A 15,527-nucleotide genomic window follows, 5' to 3' on the forward strand; every position below is an offset into this window, starting at 1 on the left:
ACGCATGACCGCAGAAGACATATTCAACGACCCGAGGCAAATAAGCGGGGAGCTTCGCCTGAAAGTTCTGGGTTTATACCATAAAGCAAATGCGGGGCACATCGGCTGCTCACTCAGCTGCATCGACCTGATGGTCGCAGTTCTTTTCCTTCAAAAGTCGGCTGACGATACATTTATTCTATCGAAAGGACACGCGGCAGCTGCATTATACGCCTGTCTGAATACCTTGGGAGAAATTACCGACGAAGAGCTTGATACCTTTTATCTTGACGGTACCACACTTCCAGCCCACCCTGCACCAAGACAATATAAAGGAATTCCATTTGCGACCGGCTCGCTTGGCCACGGCCTTCCTATTGCGACCGGAATCGCGCACGCTGCAAAAGTAAGCGGCGAGGATACTTATTCTTTTGCATTACTTTCTGATGGCGAAACAAATGAAGGAACTACCTGGGAAGCAGCGCATTATGCGATTCAAAACCAGTTGGATAACCTGATTATGATCATTGATAAAAATGGTTTGCAGGGTTTTGGATTTACGGATCAGGTTTTGGGAGAAACGGCTTCTGTTGAAAAATGGAATGCGATTGGTTTTGAAACGATTGAAATCGACGGTCACGATGTGGCTTCTATCAGTATGGCCATCGACGAATTGAAAACGCATAAAAACGGCCTACCAAAGGCTATCATTGCAAATACAGTGAAAGGAAAGGGCGTCTCCTACATGGAAAACAAGTTGGAGTGGCACTATTTGCCAATGAATAAGGATCAATATGAGCAGGCAACCCTTGAAGTGAAGGAGCGCTATTTTAATGAATTAACGAATGCTTGATCATTTACCGGTTTACCGCGAGAAAATTGAGAGTTTAAAAGGTCCAATTTTCGTCTTCGGGGCCAGCGGCTTTATCGGCGCTAATCTATTTAATGATATTTTCAAGATCCGCAAGGATTGCTATGCATTAACTCACGATGCAACCAAAGCTTGGAGATTGAAATTACTCAATGTCCCTTTTGAAAATATTATCCACTGCGATATCCTTTCCAATAACTCCGTTCAGGAGATCTTTGAAAAATATAAACCGCAAACCATATTCAATCTGGCAGCTTACGGCGCTTACAGCAAGCAAAGTAACGTCAACCTGACTTATGAAACGAATGTGATCGGGACGGTGAATATCCTGCAAAACTGTACGCCGGAAATGGTTTACATTCACGCAGGAAGCAGCTCCGAATATGGTTTCAATTGTACAGCCCCGAAAGAAACCGACCGCGTCGAGCCGAACAGCCACTATGCAGTTTCGAAGGTTTCGGCGGCCTATTTGCTGGAATATTATGCCAAAGTAGCTAACCTCAAAACACTGAATCTTAGGTTATATTCCATTTACGGATATTGGGAAGAGCCGGACAGGCTGATCCCTAAACTGATTGAAAACGCCCGAAAAAAGCAGCTTCCTTCTCTGGTCTCACCTGATATCAGCCGGGATTTTGTTTTTATTGAGGATTGCGTGGAGGCGTTTATTGATGCTGCATTGAATATCAGCACAGAAACTGCTGGCAGATCTTATAATATCGCCACAGGCAAGAAAACGACGATGGGCGATCTGGTAGAGACCACGCGTTCTACATTCGCTATTTCTCTCCAACCGAAGTGGGGCAGCATGTCTAACCGGAAATGGGACCTGGCAGAATGGTTTGGCGACCCAAATTCGTTCGAGCAGGATTTTGGCTGGAAGGCGCGAACTTCTCTCGAAACCGGGCTCTCGAAATACAGTCAGTGGCAGGAAGAAATCCAGTACGAATACAAGGTTATCCCGGCTTTCGAAAACCCAAAACTGAATCCTGTTATCACCGCCATTATTGCGTGTTATAAGGATGCACAGGCGATACCCTTCATGTACGAGCGCCTTGTGAAAACATTTAACGACCTGAAAGTTCGATACGAGATCATTTTCGTAAACGATAGCTCGCCTGACAACCAGGAGGAAGTAATTAATAAAATTTGTGACAAAGACCCGAATGTGGTGGGGATAAGTCACTCGCGGAATTTCGGTTCGCAGTCTGCCTTTTTGAGCGGAATGGAAATCTCTACGGGTGATTGTGTGGTGCTGATGGATGGAGATTTACAGGATCCGCCGGAAATCATACCTGCATTCTATGAAAAATGGATGGAAGGAAATGATGTGGTTTACGGCGTGCGGGTGCAGCGTGAAATGAAGCCGCACATTCACTTTTTCTACAAGACATTTTACAAAGTGTTCCAGGGACTCAGCTACATTCCAATCCCCCGCGACGCTGGTGATTTCTCAATGATCGACAGGAAAGTTGTGAAGGAATTGGTTGATCTGCCTGAAACTGAGCAGTTTTTAAGAGGTCTTCGCGCCTGGGTTGGTTTCAAGCAGACAGGAGTACCTTATGTGAGACCGGAGCGGATGTTTGGAATTTCCACCAATAACTGGACGAAAAATATCTGGTGGGCGAAAAAGGCGATTTTCTCATTCAGTTTCGCCCCGCTGGAATTGATGAGCTATGCAGGATTTGCATTAACGGGACTTTCTATTTTAGGAATTATCTGGCAGATTTTAGCCAAATTCTTCTTCTTCCGGGACACGCCGCACGGAGTGACGACAATTATTGTTCTGATCGTATTCTTTGGCGGATTAACGATCCTCGGCATTTCGTTTTTAGGAGAATACATTACCAAGATATTTGAAGAAACTAAAAAGCGACCGAAATACATTCGCACCAGAATCCGCCGCGGCGCCAAATCATACAAAACCGCAGATGAGATTCGGGCATTAGTGAAGCAATTGAGGAAATAGTATAATTGCTAGCCAGCAGTTTAAATTAGCAGTTTGATTCATCATCAACAATGAGAAAAGAATTTTCAAATGCCATGGAACAGTTAGCAGTGGAAGACGATTCTATCGTTTTTATCACTGGCGACCTTGGCTATAATGCACTGGAAAACTTACAGGCAAAACTCGGTAAACGTTTTATCAATGCAGGCGTTGCCGAGCAGAATATGGTTGGCGTGGCCGCAGGTTTTGCGCATAAAGGTTATAAGGTTTTTTGTTACAGCATTGCGCCTTTTATCGTGTACCGATGCCTTGAACAATTCCGGAATGACGTTTGCTTCAATAACTTACCCGTTTTCCTGGTCGGAAACGGCGGTGGTTACGGATACGGGATCATGGGCAGCAGCCACCATACCATTGAAGATATCGCTTGCCTGAGCGGACAACAGAATGCAAACGTCTGGGTACCTGCGTTTTCCGATGAAGTAGAGCAAATTGTTCGACAGATCTCGACAGATGCACGCCCGGCTTATCTGCGTTTGGGCGCTGGAAAAACTACTCCCGAAAACAGCATCGCATCAGGTTCTTTCAAGATCATTCACAAACCTGAAAATGCGGATATTACCGTTTTCGCATTGGGCCCAATTGCTAACAATGTACTGTCCGCACTTGCGCTTTCCGAAGAACTTTCGGCTAAAGTAAACGTGGTAACTGCACTGCATTTCCCGTTACATATCACTGACGAACTAGCGGAGCTTATCAAAAATGCACCGGCTATCCTGGTCGCGGAAGAGCATATCAGCACGGGCGGACTTGCGCAGCAATTGTCTGTTCAGCTGCTGGAAAAAGGTATTCTGCCTCGCGCTTTCAAAAGTCTCAAAGCAGAAGGTTACCCAAATGCGCGCTACGGAAGCCAAAGTTATCATCAGAAAATCTCGGGCCTTGATCCGGATTCCATTTTGGCACATTTAGGCCAGCTAATGATACCGGCATGACAAAAAAGGCTTTAACGATCATTCTGAGCCTGATCCTTTTGTTACCGGTCCTCATTTATTTTACGGTCTGGAACTACTACGCTATCAATATCCCCAAGTGGGACGACCATACTTTCAAGGCGTTCATCATTGAATTCAGCCAGGCAGCTGACTGGAAAGGTGAATTGCGTGCATTAATGCGGCAGCACAACGAACACCGTATCGCACTCACCCGGCTGATCAGCTGGCTCGACTTCAAAATTTTCGGTGCATTGAATTACCGGCATTTGATGATCGCAGGAAATGTACTGCTGCTTGCTGTGATCCCGCTTTGGTATGAGCTGCTGAAAAAGAACAAAAAGCCGCTTTTTGCACTTGTACCCGTTCCGTTTTTATGGCTCACGCTCGCATTCCATGAGAATATGTTCTGGGGTATGTCGGCGATCCAGAACTTTGGGGTCGTAACATTGACGCTCTGGACGCTTTTTCTTTGTGTAAAACCAAATTCGGCGGCATTCATAGCATCGCTCGGCCTGGCTATTGTCACGATCCTGACCAGCGGAAATGGACTGCTGGTACTTCCGCTGGGCGCTTTGCTCCTGTTTCTTTCAGGAAATCGTAAAAGATTTGCGCTTTGGCTCGCGTGGAGTATTGCGGCAGTTGTCGGTTACTTCTTTACATACCAAAAACCAGAATATAACCCTGAATCCAAGGCGACGATTTTCCAGCTTTTCAAAGGGTATATGTCCTTTTTGGGTTCGTTTGCGGAATCCTTCCCGGTCCTCGACCATTCTGGGGTTTGCTTCTTCCTGGGTATTGTCCTGTTTTTAGTCGCGATTTCGATCGTTTCTACTACCCTATTCAGAATAATCAGGAATAAATACACCAATAAATTTGAGCGCGTAACCGACCTGTTTTGTCTGGGTACGGTGCTTTTTATTCTCGGGACAGCACTGATCGTTGTCTATTCGAGAGCCGGTTTTGGCATAGAAACGCTGATTACCAGCAGGTACAAGATCTATTCGGTGCTCCTTTTGCTCGTAGCATATCTGTATGTAGTGATCCCGATCCGCGGTAGTTTCCTGTCTCCTTATATTACGGCAATCGTATTTCTGGCGGTTACATTTAATATTTTCAGCTACCATTATCATTTAGTAGAAGCCTACAATCTGAGAAAAATGCTGATCACAGATCAGTTTAACTGGACTTTCAAGGACAAAGCGCTGACCTATCCTGCCGACACATCCTTTGCCGCAAATATCATTGAAAAAACACCAGTAATTTATGATAAGTGGCTCTCGCTCATTTCAATAGCAGATCGGCAAACCTACGCAGGAAGCTCGCGTGGCCTGGTCGAGCTTTTTGATCAGACAACATTTAAAAAATCACCAAACCAACTTTCGGTTGAAAACAGCGTTTTCAGCAGTCAGCGTTTGCAGGATAGCGGCGTATATATACTATTGAGTTCCAAAAAACGGTTCTACATTTTCCCTGCCTACCGCAGCCGGAACAAGAGCCGCAAGGAATTATTTCTTAAACAGTATTATTTTTCAAGAGGCTTTTACGTCGATATTCCTTTCACAGAACCTTTGGAAAAAGGCACTTACGACATTGCATTAATCCGGCAGGATGGTGATCGGACAGGTATTCTTTTTAAAAATCAGAAAGTTACCATTGACGGAATTAAGGATAACAACGTTCGGGTAAACTGGTAATCATGCGTACAAATTCGTCGGGACATATTATTCAGCTGGACGGAATCCGTTTCATTGCGATTGCGCTGGTCCTTGTTGAGCATCTTTTTGTAGAAATTAACTCCGTGCCGGTGGGCGCAACGGGCGTTACCATATTCTTTGTACTGAGTGGATTTTTGATCTCAAGAATTCTCTTAAAAAGCAGGGATAAGAACATAAATGTACCCGGCGGCTTTGGAAAATATTTGAGTAAGTTCCTCATTAGAAGAACAATACGGATCTTTCCTGTATACTATCTCGTGATCCTGCTGCTATTCATTTTCAATGTGTCTCCGGTGCGTGAGCAGGTGGGCTGGCTGGCTTTGTACGGGACTAATATCTACATGGCGGTCAACAAGACCTGGATGGGCTCTATGGACCATTTGTGGTCACTTGCCGTGGAAGAGCAGGTTTATCTGTTTTTCCCTTTCCTGATTTTCTTTGTCCCGAAAAACAAGCTCATTCCCGTATTGGGAATTATGGGCGTATTGAGCATTCTGTTTCGGCTGTATTATTTCAATGCAAACCAGGAATTTAGTATTGACGATTGGATCGTTACTTACGTAAGTACGCCTGCGTGCCTGGATTCTTTTGCATTAGGCGGGTTAATGGCGTGGCTGCAGGTTTACAAGAACGATTTTTTTAGTAAGCTTTTTGGAAGAACGTGGCCCGTCGTATTGGCATTGCTGGCCTGGATTTTGTTACAGGTATGGTCTAAATCGTTCGATAATCGCTTCAATATTTCGTTTGTCGTTTTTGACAGAACAATATCGTCCATTTTTGGGTTTTTCCTGATAGGACGGGCGGTGATGGGATATAATGGATTAATGGCCGCTTTTCTGGAAAATCCGGTGAGTATTTACCTCGGAAAGATCAGTTACGGTTTATACCTCTATCATAATTTCGTCTACAACCATTTCCATAGTGGTCCAATGCATCCAACGGTGCGTTTATTTAACAAGATATATCAATATGTACCCGATTTAAAAGGCTCAGTGGCTTTTGAAGCCCTGGTTGTCATGGCCTTAACTGTGGCAGTAGCGTCCCTATCCTGGCATTTTTTTGAAAAGCCGATCAATGCATTGAAGGACAGGTACGCAAAGTAAATAATCAATCGGCGTATACCGGTTACAGGCTTTATTTATTAATTTCGCACAACCATACCAAATAAAATTCTGCATGTCATACCGTCTCAGTATAGTAATGCCCGCATACAATGAACAGGATTGTATAGAAAAAGTAGTTTATAATTGGACAGATTTCCTCAAAAAGACTTTTCCAAACGACAATACAACCCTGATTGTAATCAACGACGGTTCCAAAGACAATACAAAAGTACTTTTGGATAAACTGGAAAAAGAAGTTTCCAACCTGACTGTGATCAACCAGAAAAACGGCGGACACGGTAATGCAGTGGTAAATGGTTATCGTAAAGCATTGGAACTGAACTCTGAATATGTTTTTCAGACTGATAGCGACGATCAGTTCGTGTCCGACGATTTTAAAAAGTTATGGGAAAAACGCGAGCAATCGCAGTTTATTCTGGGATATCGGGAAGTGCGTCACGATGCAGGTGTGCGCCTTTTTATTACCAAATTCCTTCGCGGAACGATATCAACGGTGTATGGTACTTTCATTATGGACAGCAATATCCCTTTCCGTCTCATCAAAGGAAGCTTCCTGCAAAAACTGATGAACCAGTTGCCCAACCCTGAGCCTTTTGCACCCAATATTTTTCTTTCGGTAATGGCGAAAAAGTCGGGTCAGGAATTATTTGATATCCCTATTACGCACAAGGACCGAGAAACCGGAACCGTTTCGATCGTGAAATGGAACCTGTGGAAAGTTTGTATCCGAAGCTTCAAGGAACTGTTGCGTTTTCGTCTCGAACTGAACAAAAAAGTTAGGGCGATACGTGCTTAACAAATAAGCTGGTGTCAAAAAAGAACTTTATAATAGTCCTGTTGATTGTCGTCATAGCGTCAGCAGGATATTTCTTATATAAATGGACCCGCGGGTCTACGGCTGCGTGGAAGTTTATTCCTACCAATGCGGTCGTGGTGATTACGAGTGAGCATTTACAGGATTCCACTTATGTGGCTACCGAGGCGGGAATGGACATTAAGCGCCTGCCGCTACTCGATGTAGCCAGTGATAATCTTTCACTGCTGAACCTGTTCGCTACTGATAAGAAAAGGCTGCATAATTTTCTCAAAGCAAAAACAGTTTCCTATTCCTATCACCCGCGCACCAGCACGGAATGGGGTGTATTGATGTATATTCCGGTAACTGAGGAGGAAAAAACGTGGCTATCGAGCCCACAGAATCCAAATATCCGGGCGCTGCACCACAACTTCCAGAACCGCCGCATTACCGATATCGTCGACCGCAATTCACGGCCACTGTTCTCCTATCTGGTAGAAGATAATTTGCTGATCGTCAGTTACTATGGTGATCTGATCGAGGATGCAATACGCGCTTCTTCACTCAGTATTCAGTCTTTTAGGCTAAGGTCAAAATTCTCGGGTATCGACGATTCTGACTTCGGTACCAGCATTTATCTGCGCAACGACGCCTGGAAATCGGTTGTTTCGCCTGACAATGCGATAGGTATCTACACAGAATTCGCCCGAAATTTTCCGAGCTACCAGGATTTTCATATTGAATCAAAACTGGGTAAAAAAGGGAATTTGACATTAAAATCGCTGGGCGCAGATGTGCCTGACTATTATATGGCCAATATCCTCAAAGATATTCCCGGCATTCCATTTGCTGGCCACAAGCATATTTCACAGCAAACTTCCTTTCTGTATCGCTCAGCGGTGGTTGATAAAGATGCTTTTAAAAAGGAATTTTTAAAGTGGCACAAAAAGCACAAGTCGCCGGCATGGGACAAGTTGAAATATTACATTTCTGCCGAAAGCAACCTGCTGATCGACAACCTGGGTTCTGAGCTCATTTTGTGTCAACTCGAAGAGAATAACAGTATCAGTGACGGGAAGATATTGCTGGCTGAATTTTCAAATTATGACAAACTGAGACCTGTTCTTCAAAAGCTTGCGCGGCTGTCAAATTCTGAGAGCAATGCTTCCGTGGATCAGTACCAGGGTTATGATATTTACTCGGTGCCTATTCCTGAGCTTCCTTCGGGTCTTTATGGACCGATGTTTCCTGGGTTTCCGAGAAGTTACTTTACTTATATCGCGCCTTATCTGGTGATCAGTAACAACTCACAGGTTTTGCAGAATTATATAGTTGATTATGAAAACCAGATCACCTGGAAACAGTCGCCGGAATACGATAGTATTTTAACCAAAACCAATAGCGAAGCGCAACTTTCGGTGATCGTCAACCTGAGAAAAGCGCAGACCAGAGCTGGAAACGAGGGTTTTAAAAAGTATTCCGATCTGATCTCAAAAATGGAATCGGTCACCTTTCAATGCAGATATAACGGTGATAACGCATTTCCGGAAATCACTTTTACGCCAAAAAAACGCCAGACAGCCAGCAAAGTACTTAACCGGACTTTCCTGAATATCGATATTGAGTGGCCGGATCTGTTTGACACAGAATTGACTGCGCTGCAAAATCCGGTGGATGGAAGTTCCGAGATACTTTTAACCGACAAACAAAATAACCTGCACAGAACCAATAATTTACGAGAAGGAAAAACCGAAGTAATTGCGAAACTGGACGGGCCGATCGTGACGAATTCCTATAAAGTCGATTTCCTGAACATTGGCAGGCAGCAACGGATATTTGCAACTGCCAGAACGGTTTATGCGCTGGACGAAGACGATTCTACGGTTGTGACTACTTTCAAAGGCATACTTCCTTCGTCGGCAGACATTAATGCATTGTACGCGATTGACGGTGGCGATGATGGCAGTAACAGGTTCATTATCAAGACTACCGCGGAAGAACTATTCATTTGGGAGAGTGTCGGTAAACCAGTAAGAAGGCTTAACAGTTCGGTGGCATTTCAGAATATCCAGGGGCCGGTGATCGCATTGAACCAGATTGGGAACAAGGGATTTATCGTTACCCAAAAGAACGGTAAGATTTATGTACTGAGGGAAAATGGCAGTGTGCGGCAAAATTTCCCGGTCGACATTCTGACGAGGTCCGAAAGTGCATTTACCTGGACACAGGACCCAACAACCGGGCAGCCGGAGATCGTGGGCGTGAGCGTATCGGGCGAGCTGATCAGCATTAATATGGACGGGAAAGTCACGTCGCGCAGGCAGCTCCTGCGGCCAGAACCAGGCTCTTCGTTCAAGATCGTGGCTGACCGCAACTCGCTCGACTGGATTTTGGTGAGATCAGTAAATTCGAAAATTGCGATTATCAACAAAGACGGAAAAGAGCTTTTTGAGATTAAGGATATATTGCCGAATTCTGTCATTCAATACCATTTCTTCGGAGTAGATAACCGGTTTATCACGATTAAGTCGGGCAACTATACTACGGTTTTCGATATGAGCGGCAAGAGACTGGGCGACAAAGCGATTCCTTCGGAAATGCCGGTGCGCCTTACTTATCAACCAGGATATTATAAATTATTGATATTCAGCAGATCGGAGAAGAAAATTCAGGTTTGGTCTGTAAAGTTGCGATGACAGGAATGAAGCTATTGAAATATGTCGTATTGGTTGTTGGGTGCCTGATCTGGGCAGTTGGCCAGAGTCAATACCTGCTTACCAAGGTGGGTGAATGGCATTTGATCAAAGACGGATATCAATATGGAGATCTTTACAGGCTGGCCAATTTGTCAAAATTTAAGGATCAGAAAGATACTTGCAGAGGCTACACGCCACCGGCCCGCCCTCCGCATTCAAAAAAAGTCCACCTATATATCATCGGCGACAGTTTTTCGGAAAAAGAGCGCGTAGGCCCGAAGGATTTTGTTGCAGATAAATATACTCGCGTACATTGGGCTGATTACCTGCACATTAAGCTCGATACTACTGAGACGAATATACTTTTGATCGAGTCGGTCGAGCGCCATTTCCGCCAAAAAATGGTGGCGCCTATCCAAGTCCTGATCCCGGACACTGCTACTTTCATTTCCGTGGTAGATCCGCCGGGTTATATGACGCAGCTGGACAATGCTTTCAACGGTACTTTTACTCGCGATCGTCTCGATGCATTTTTGTTTCAAAATGACTTTTTCCTGACTTTTAAAGAATGGAAGGCTGATCTGCAATACAAGCTTTTTCGTCGCGTCAACGAATCTGTCACGCTGGTGAATGATGATCAGGATATGGTGTTTTATATGGATACCGACACTTCCGGGATCACTTCTTCATTTACGCCAGCAGAGGATAGTGAAATTGATTCGATCGTCCGCCATCTTAATACTTCTGCCCAATTCGCCGATTCGCTGGGCTTTGAGCATGTATTTCTCTCAATAATTCCCAATAAGGTTTCTGTATTGCAGCCGGAATATGGTGTTTACAACCGCCTGATCGAGCGCATTTATAAGCACCCGGAATTAAAAATGCCGACCATTGATGTATTGGCTGATTTTCGCCAAATGGGCCGGCATTCTTATTTGAAAGGAGATTCGCACTGGACTTGCGAGGGACAGTTTCTCTGGCTCAACAAAGTAAATACGGAGATTAACCGAATGGTAGCAACTACTCCTTAGCCGCAGCTGCCTCTTCTGCATTGCTCATTCTCGCAGTCAATTTCCCGACTGTCAAACCTTGTACGATAATAGAGAACAATACGACGAAATAGGTGATCGCGAGCAGGATTTCTTTGTTCAGCTCATTGTCGATCGATAGTGCCAACGCAATGGATACACCTCCCCGCAAGCCACCCCAAACCAGGATTGTGATCGATTTCCTTCCAAACTTCGTCCGGAACGGGATCAGTTTGACAGGAATATAAATGGAGATAAACCTGGAAAGCAGCACGACTACAATCGCGATAATACCCGCCCAACCATATTGTTTCAAATCGGGGATTAGAAGGAGTTCAAAACCTATGATCAGGAACAAAATAGCGTTTAATATCTCATCCACCAGCTCCCAGAACTTATCGATATAGTCGCGCTCGATATCCGAAACGCCACCCAGATTTTTACCATAATTACCCACAACCAAACCGGCCGCGACCATCGCCAGCGGACCTGACATGTGCATAGCCTGCGCAACCAGGTGCCCGCCCATTACGATCGCGAGTGTGATCAAAACGTGCACATTATAGCCGTCGACGCGGTAGATCATTTGAGATCCGATAAATCCGAGTACCACGCCCAGTGCGATCCCACCGAGCGCTTCTTTGATCAGTAACATGGAAATTCCGCTGAAAGATGTGTTCACTTCCTCCCCTCTCGCCATTGCGAGCATTAAAATGAAAACCACAACCGCCATCCCGTCATTAAAAAGGGATTCGCCGGCGATTTTTGTTTCGAGTGATTTGGGTACGCCCGCCTGTTTCAAAATCCCCAAAACGGCGATCGGGTCGGTGGGAGAAATCAGCGCGCCGAATACGAGACACTGGATCAGAGGAATTTGAATACCTGTAAAAGGCAGTAGATAAAACATCAGAAATCCGATCACAAACGTGGAAATCGCCACGCTGACAGTCGAGAATACGATTACCGGAAGTCGCTGCTCGCGGAGATCTTCCAGGTGAATATGGATAGCGCCGGCGAACAGCAGAAAATTCAGCATTGCGCCCATTAAAATTTCGGTTAAGTCGACGCTGGCAATGAGCGTCGAAATGCGCAGAAATATGCGCGGAAACATACTATCAGTCGCAATCAGCCCGATTGAAACGAGTAACGCGATGACCATTACACCAATTGACGCAGGCAGTTTTAGGAACCTTGCATTGATGTAGGAGAAGATTGCTGAAAGAACGATGAGAACTGAAAATGAATAATATAACTCCATGAAATATTTTTAGGCTAGTCAAAAATAGCGAATTGACAAAGGGTATTCCAAGCAAAACATCGCCGTGAACACGATTCTAAAGGTATTCTAATGTCTTTAGAAAGATCTGATTTGGGCACTTTGTGTAACCTGAATGAGCTGAGAATACCATTTCACCCGATTCTTTCCTACATTTAAGATTGCTAATTGGCAGGAGTTTTGACCTCAATGCACTTCATGAAAAACCATCTACTTTTCATTTTATTCAGGTATCTGCGCAGGTCGCAAATGTGTCTCGTCATTTGTCTGTTACTTCTCAGCCCGGCAATGGCGCAGCAAAAATTGAGCCCCGCACTCCGCCCCGGCTTTGACAAAGCGGAGTACAAGGAGCTTTTCTACATGCACGTGCTCCTGTACGATTCGACTAAAACGGACACAACACGCCCGAAATTTATAACGCCGAAACCAGCGCAGTTCCAGCAGGTGTATCAGTCGGCGGTAATGGGGCTTGATAATAAATGGGGCTTGTGGCGGAAGAATGCGACAACTGCGGCGATCAATGTGCGGGGTACTACCCAGGAGCCGGTGGGCTGGCTTGAAAATTTTTACGCCGCGATGGTACCTGCCAAAGGAGAGTTGAAAATGAGCAATTCCTTTACATTTCAATACGATCTGGCAGATCACCCGAAAGCGGCTGTCCATATTGGCTGGCTGGCAGGAACTGCGTTTCTGGCCAGGGATATTGTTCCGAAAATCGACTCTTCCTATAAAACAGGCACACGTGAATTTCTGATCATGGGCCACAGCCAGGGCGGCGCGATCGCATTTCTGCTTACTTCACATTTATATTCACTTCAAAAACAGGGAAAACTTCCAAAGGATATTCGTTTCAAAACCTATTGCAGCGCGGCTCCGAAGGCGGGCAATACGTACTATGCCTATGAATACGAGCATTTGGTCGACGGAGGTTGGGGATATACGGTAATCAATGCAGCCGACTGGATCCCGGAAGTTCCGTTCTCGGTGCAAACGCTGGACGATTTTAATGAAACAAATCCTTTTCAGAATATTGACGCGGTGGTGAAAAAGCAGAAGCTGATTGCCAGAATTGCGTTGAAACACGCCTATAAGAAAATGCGGAATCCGAGCATGAAGGCGCAGCGGAACTATGTAAAGTATCTTGGGAATTACGCTTCCAAGTCGGTTCAAAAGATACTTCCTGAATTTCAGCCGCCGGTTTATGCGAAGACCAGCAACTATGTCAGGATCGGGCCCACAATTATGTTAATGCCTGATGCTGAGTATTATAAGAAATTTCCTGACTCAAAGAAAACCATTTTCGTTCACCATCTTACAGAGCCTTATCTATATTTGATGGATAGATACAAATACTAATTCAGCCTATATCAATGCGCTTTTTTGCTTTTGCTCTAACTTTATTTCTCTATTTTCCAGCGACCGCTCAGTATCAAACCCGCTTTGAGCTAAGTGGCGGGAAGCAAACTCCGACATATCAGGAGGGTATTGCTTTTTATCAAAAGCTGGCTAAAAATTTCCCGCAAATCCAGATCACTGAAAAAGGTCCTACTGACAGCGGCCTGCCTCTTCATTTGGTATTGTATTCAAAAAATAAGGAATTTGATATTAGGAAATTAAAAAGCCAGGGCAAGGCTATTTTGCTGATCAACAATGCGATACACGCCGGAGAGTCGGATGGTGTCGACGCGTCGATGTTGCTGCTCAGGGATATTGCTACCAATCCTCAGAAGTTTCCTGAACTGGAAAATGTGGTGCTGGCAATAATTCCATTTTACAATATCGGCGGCGCATTGAACCGGAACAGTACCACACGTACCAATCAGGACGGGCCGGAAGAATATGGCTTTCGGGGAAACGCCAGAAATTATGACCTGAACCGCGATTTTATCAAAAGTGATACCCGGAATGCGCGAAGCTTTGCCGCTATTTTTCACGAGCTGGATCCTGATCTTTTTGCCGATACCCACGTGAGCAACGGAGCTGATTATCAATACGTAATGACGCTGGATTATGCTCAGAAAGACAAGCTGGGCGGCCAGCTCGGAACGTTTAATGAGGAAGTTTTTCTGCCTTATATGTACAAGCACCTCAAAGAAGCCGGCTATGAAGCGACGCCTTATGTGAATTCATGGGGACAAACTCCGGATAAAGGATTCGTTCAGTTTCCGGACTGGCCGAGGTACTCAACAGGTTACGCGGCCTTGTTTCACACAATCGGTGTAATGACTGAGACGCACATGTTGAAGCCTTACGATCAGCGTGTCAAGTCTACTTATGCATATCTGCACGGAAACATAAAATTCCTGGCTGCGCATCGGGAGCAGCTATTGAAACTGCGGAAAGAGACCAAGGAATCGGTGAAAACGCAGGAAAAATTTGCGATTACCTGGCAGGTTAACAAAGAAAAGAATACGCAGATAGAGTTTAAAGGTTACGAACCTGAATATGTGACAAGCGAGGTAAGTGGTGAAAAAAGACTGCATTACGACCGTACAAAGCCTTTTACCAAAACAATTCCGTTTTACGATACTTACGTGCCGCTCGACGAAGTGACCAAACCAGCGGCTTATATTATCCCGCAAGGCTGGCACAATGTGATCGCATTGCTGAAATTGAATAAAGTCGAAATGAAGCAGCTGGAAAATGATACTGAAATGGCTGTTGAGACCTATTATATTGAAAATTATGAATCGCCGAAAACACCTTTTGAGGGACATTACTGGCACACAAGTGTATCTCTGAGAAAGGAAAATCAGTCACTTACTTTCAAAAAAGGCGATTGGTATATTCCTGTCAATCAATGGACTAACAGATATATTATCGAAACGCTCGAACCAAAAGCGGTCGATTCGTTTTTCAAATGGAATTTCTTCGATACCATTTTGCAGGCGAAGGAACATTATTCGGGCTATGTGTTTGAAGACCTGGCTGCGGAGCTGCTCAAAAAATCGCCGGAGCTCAAAGCAAAACTGGATGCGAAAAGAAAAGCCGAGCCGGAATTCGTAAAAGATGCAAATGCCCAGCTCGACTTTATTTACGATCAATCGGCGTACAGAGAGAAAGAATATCTGCGTTATCCCGTTTTCAGGGTAATGAAATAGG

General features: G+C 44.8%; 11 protein-coding genes. 10 read left to right on the forward strand and 1 reads right to left on the reverse strand.

The features are described 5' to 3' along the window. The first annotated feature begins 4 nt into the window (after positions 1 to 4). From KOD92_RS10530 to KOD92_RS10565, 8 genes are all read left to right on the forward strand, one after another. Positions 5 to 832, forward strand: a complete 828-nt coding sequence (locus KOD92_RS10530) for a transketolase (protein ID WP_215233540.1) — start codon at positions 5 to 7, stop codon at positions 830 to 832. After that, entirely contained in the window at positions 825 to 2,819 is a 1,995-nt protein-coding gene (locus tag KOD92_RS10535; RefSeq protein WP_215233541.1) for an NAD-dependent epimerase/dehydratase family protein, read from the forward strand. The genes KOD92_RS10530 and KOD92_RS10535 overlap by 8 nt, the downstream gene beginning before the upstream one ends. A gap of 50 nt (positions 2,820 to 2,869) precedes the next feature. Next, on the forward strand, positions 2,870 to 3,790 hold the full coding sequence (locus KOD92_RS10540) for a transketolase family protein (RefSeq protein ID WP_215233542.1): 921 nt from the start codon (positions 2,870 to 2,872) through the stop codon (positions 3,788 to 3,790). Next, positions 3,787 to 5,484, forward strand: a complete 1,698-nt coding sequence (locus KOD92_RS10545) for a hypothetical protein (RefSeq protein WP_215233543.1) — start codon at positions 3,787 to 3,789, stop codon at positions 5,482 to 5,484. The genes KOD92_RS10540 and KOD92_RS10545 overlap by 4 nt, the downstream gene beginning before the upstream one ends. Before the next feature lie 2 nt (positions 5,485 to 5,486). Beyond that, positions 5,487 to 6,608, forward strand: coding sequence for an acyltransferase family protein (locus tag KOD92_RS10550; RefSeq protein ID WP_215233544.1), 1,122 nt, complete (start codon positions 5,487 to 5,489; stop codon positions 6,606 to 6,608). A 73-nt stretch (positions 6,609 to 6,681) separates the two neighbouring features. After that, on the forward strand, positions 6,682 to 7,425 hold the full coding sequence (locus tag KOD92_RS10555) for a glycosyltransferase family 2 protein (RefSeq protein WP_215233545.1): 744 nt from the start codon (positions 6,682 to 6,684) through the stop codon (positions 7,423 to 7,425). Between the two features lie 11 nt (positions 7,426 to 7,436). Further along, positions 7,437 to 10,121: a DUF3352 domain-containing protein gene (locus tag KOD92_RS10560; RefSeq protein WP_215233546.1), complete on the forward strand. Its 2,685-nt coding sequence runs from the start codon at positions 7,437 to 7,439 to the stop codon at positions 10,119 to 10,121. A gap of 5 nt (positions 10,122 to 10,126) precedes the next feature. Continuing rightward, positions 10,127 to 11,152 carry a hypothetical protein gene (locus tag KOD92_RS10565; RefSeq protein ID WP_215233547.1) on the forward strand — a complete coding sequence of 342 codons (1,026 nt, stop codon included), beginning with the start codon at positions 10,127 to 10,129 and terminating at the stop codon, positions 11,150 to 11,152. Here the strand turns inward: KOD92_RS10565 and KOD92_RS10570 are convergent. Beyond that, on the reverse strand, positions 11,142 to 12,407 hold the full coding sequence (locus KOD92_RS10570) for a cation:proton antiporter (RefSeq protein WP_215233548.1): 1,266 nt from the start codon (positions 12,405 to 12,407) through the stop codon (positions 11,142 to 11,144). The two genes, KOD92_RS10565 and KOD92_RS10570, sit on opposite strands and share 11 nt — an antisense overlap. A 216-nt stretch (positions 12,408 to 12,623) precedes the next feature. Between KOD92_RS10570 and KOD92_RS10575 the strand changes: the two genes are divergently transcribed. Next, on the forward strand, positions 12,624 to 13,781 hold the full coding sequence (locus KOD92_RS10575) for a lipase family protein (RefSeq protein ID WP_215233549.1): 1,158 nt from the start codon (positions 12,624 to 12,626) through the stop codon (positions 13,779 to 13,781). 14 nt (positions 13,782 to 13,795) lie between these two features. Next, on the forward strand, positions 13,796 to 15,526 hold the full coding sequence (locus tag KOD92_RS10580) for a M14 family metallopeptidase (protein WP_215233550.1): 1,731 nt from the start codon (positions 13,796 to 13,798) through the stop codon (positions 15,524 to 15,526). Position 15,527: the final 1 nt, after the last annotated feature.

Origin of the sequence: Dyadobacter linearis (assembly GCF_907165045.1) — a bacterium.
In the GTDB taxonomy this organism is placed as follows: Bacteria; Bacteroidota; Bacteroidia; order Cytophagales; family Spirosomataceae; genus Dyadobacter; species Dyadobacter linearis.

Excerpts from the sequence above, each read along its gene's own strand:
- KOD92_RS10565 (WP_215233547.1), top strand. The coding sequence starts at position 10,127 with ATGAAGCTATTGAAATATGTCGTATTGGTTGTTGGGTGCCTGATCTGG.
- KOD92_RS10545 (WP_215233543.1), top strand. The coding sequence starts at position 3,787 with ATGACAAAAAAGGCTTTAACGATCATTCTGAGCCTGATCCTTTTGTTA.
- KOD92_RS10530 (WP_215233540.1), top strand. The coding sequence starts at position 5 with ATGACCGCAGAAGACATATTCAACGACCCGAGGCAAATAAGCGGGGAG.
- KOD92_RS10575 (WP_215233549.1), top strand. The coding sequence starts at position 12,624 with ATGAAAAACCATCTACTTTTCATTTTATTCAGGTATCTGCGCAGGTCG.
- KOD92_RS10550 (WP_215233544.1), top strand. The coding sequence starts at position 5,487 with ATGCGTACAAATTCGTCGGGACATATTATTCAGCTGGACGGAATCCGT.
- KOD92_RS10580 (WP_215233550.1), top strand. The coding sequence starts at position 13,796 with ATGCGCTTTTTTGCTTTTGCTCTAACTTTATTTCTCTATTTTCCAGCG.
- KOD92_RS10535 (WP_215233541.1), top strand. The coding sequence starts at position 825 with ATGCTTGATCATTTACCGGTTTACCGCGAGAAAATTGAGAGTTTAAAA.
- KOD92_RS10555 (WP_215233545.1), top strand. The coding sequence starts at position 6,682 with ATGTCATACCGTCTCAGTATAGTAATGCCCGCATACAATGAACAGGAT.
- KOD92_RS10570 (WP_215233548.1), bottom strand. The coding sequence starts at position 12,407 with ATGGAGTTATATTATTCATTTTCAGTTCTCATCGTTCTTTCAGCAATC.
- KOD92_RS10540 (WP_215233542.1), top strand. The coding sequence starts at position 2,870 with ATGAGAAAAGAATTTTCAAATGCCATGGAACAGTTAGCAGTGGAAGAC.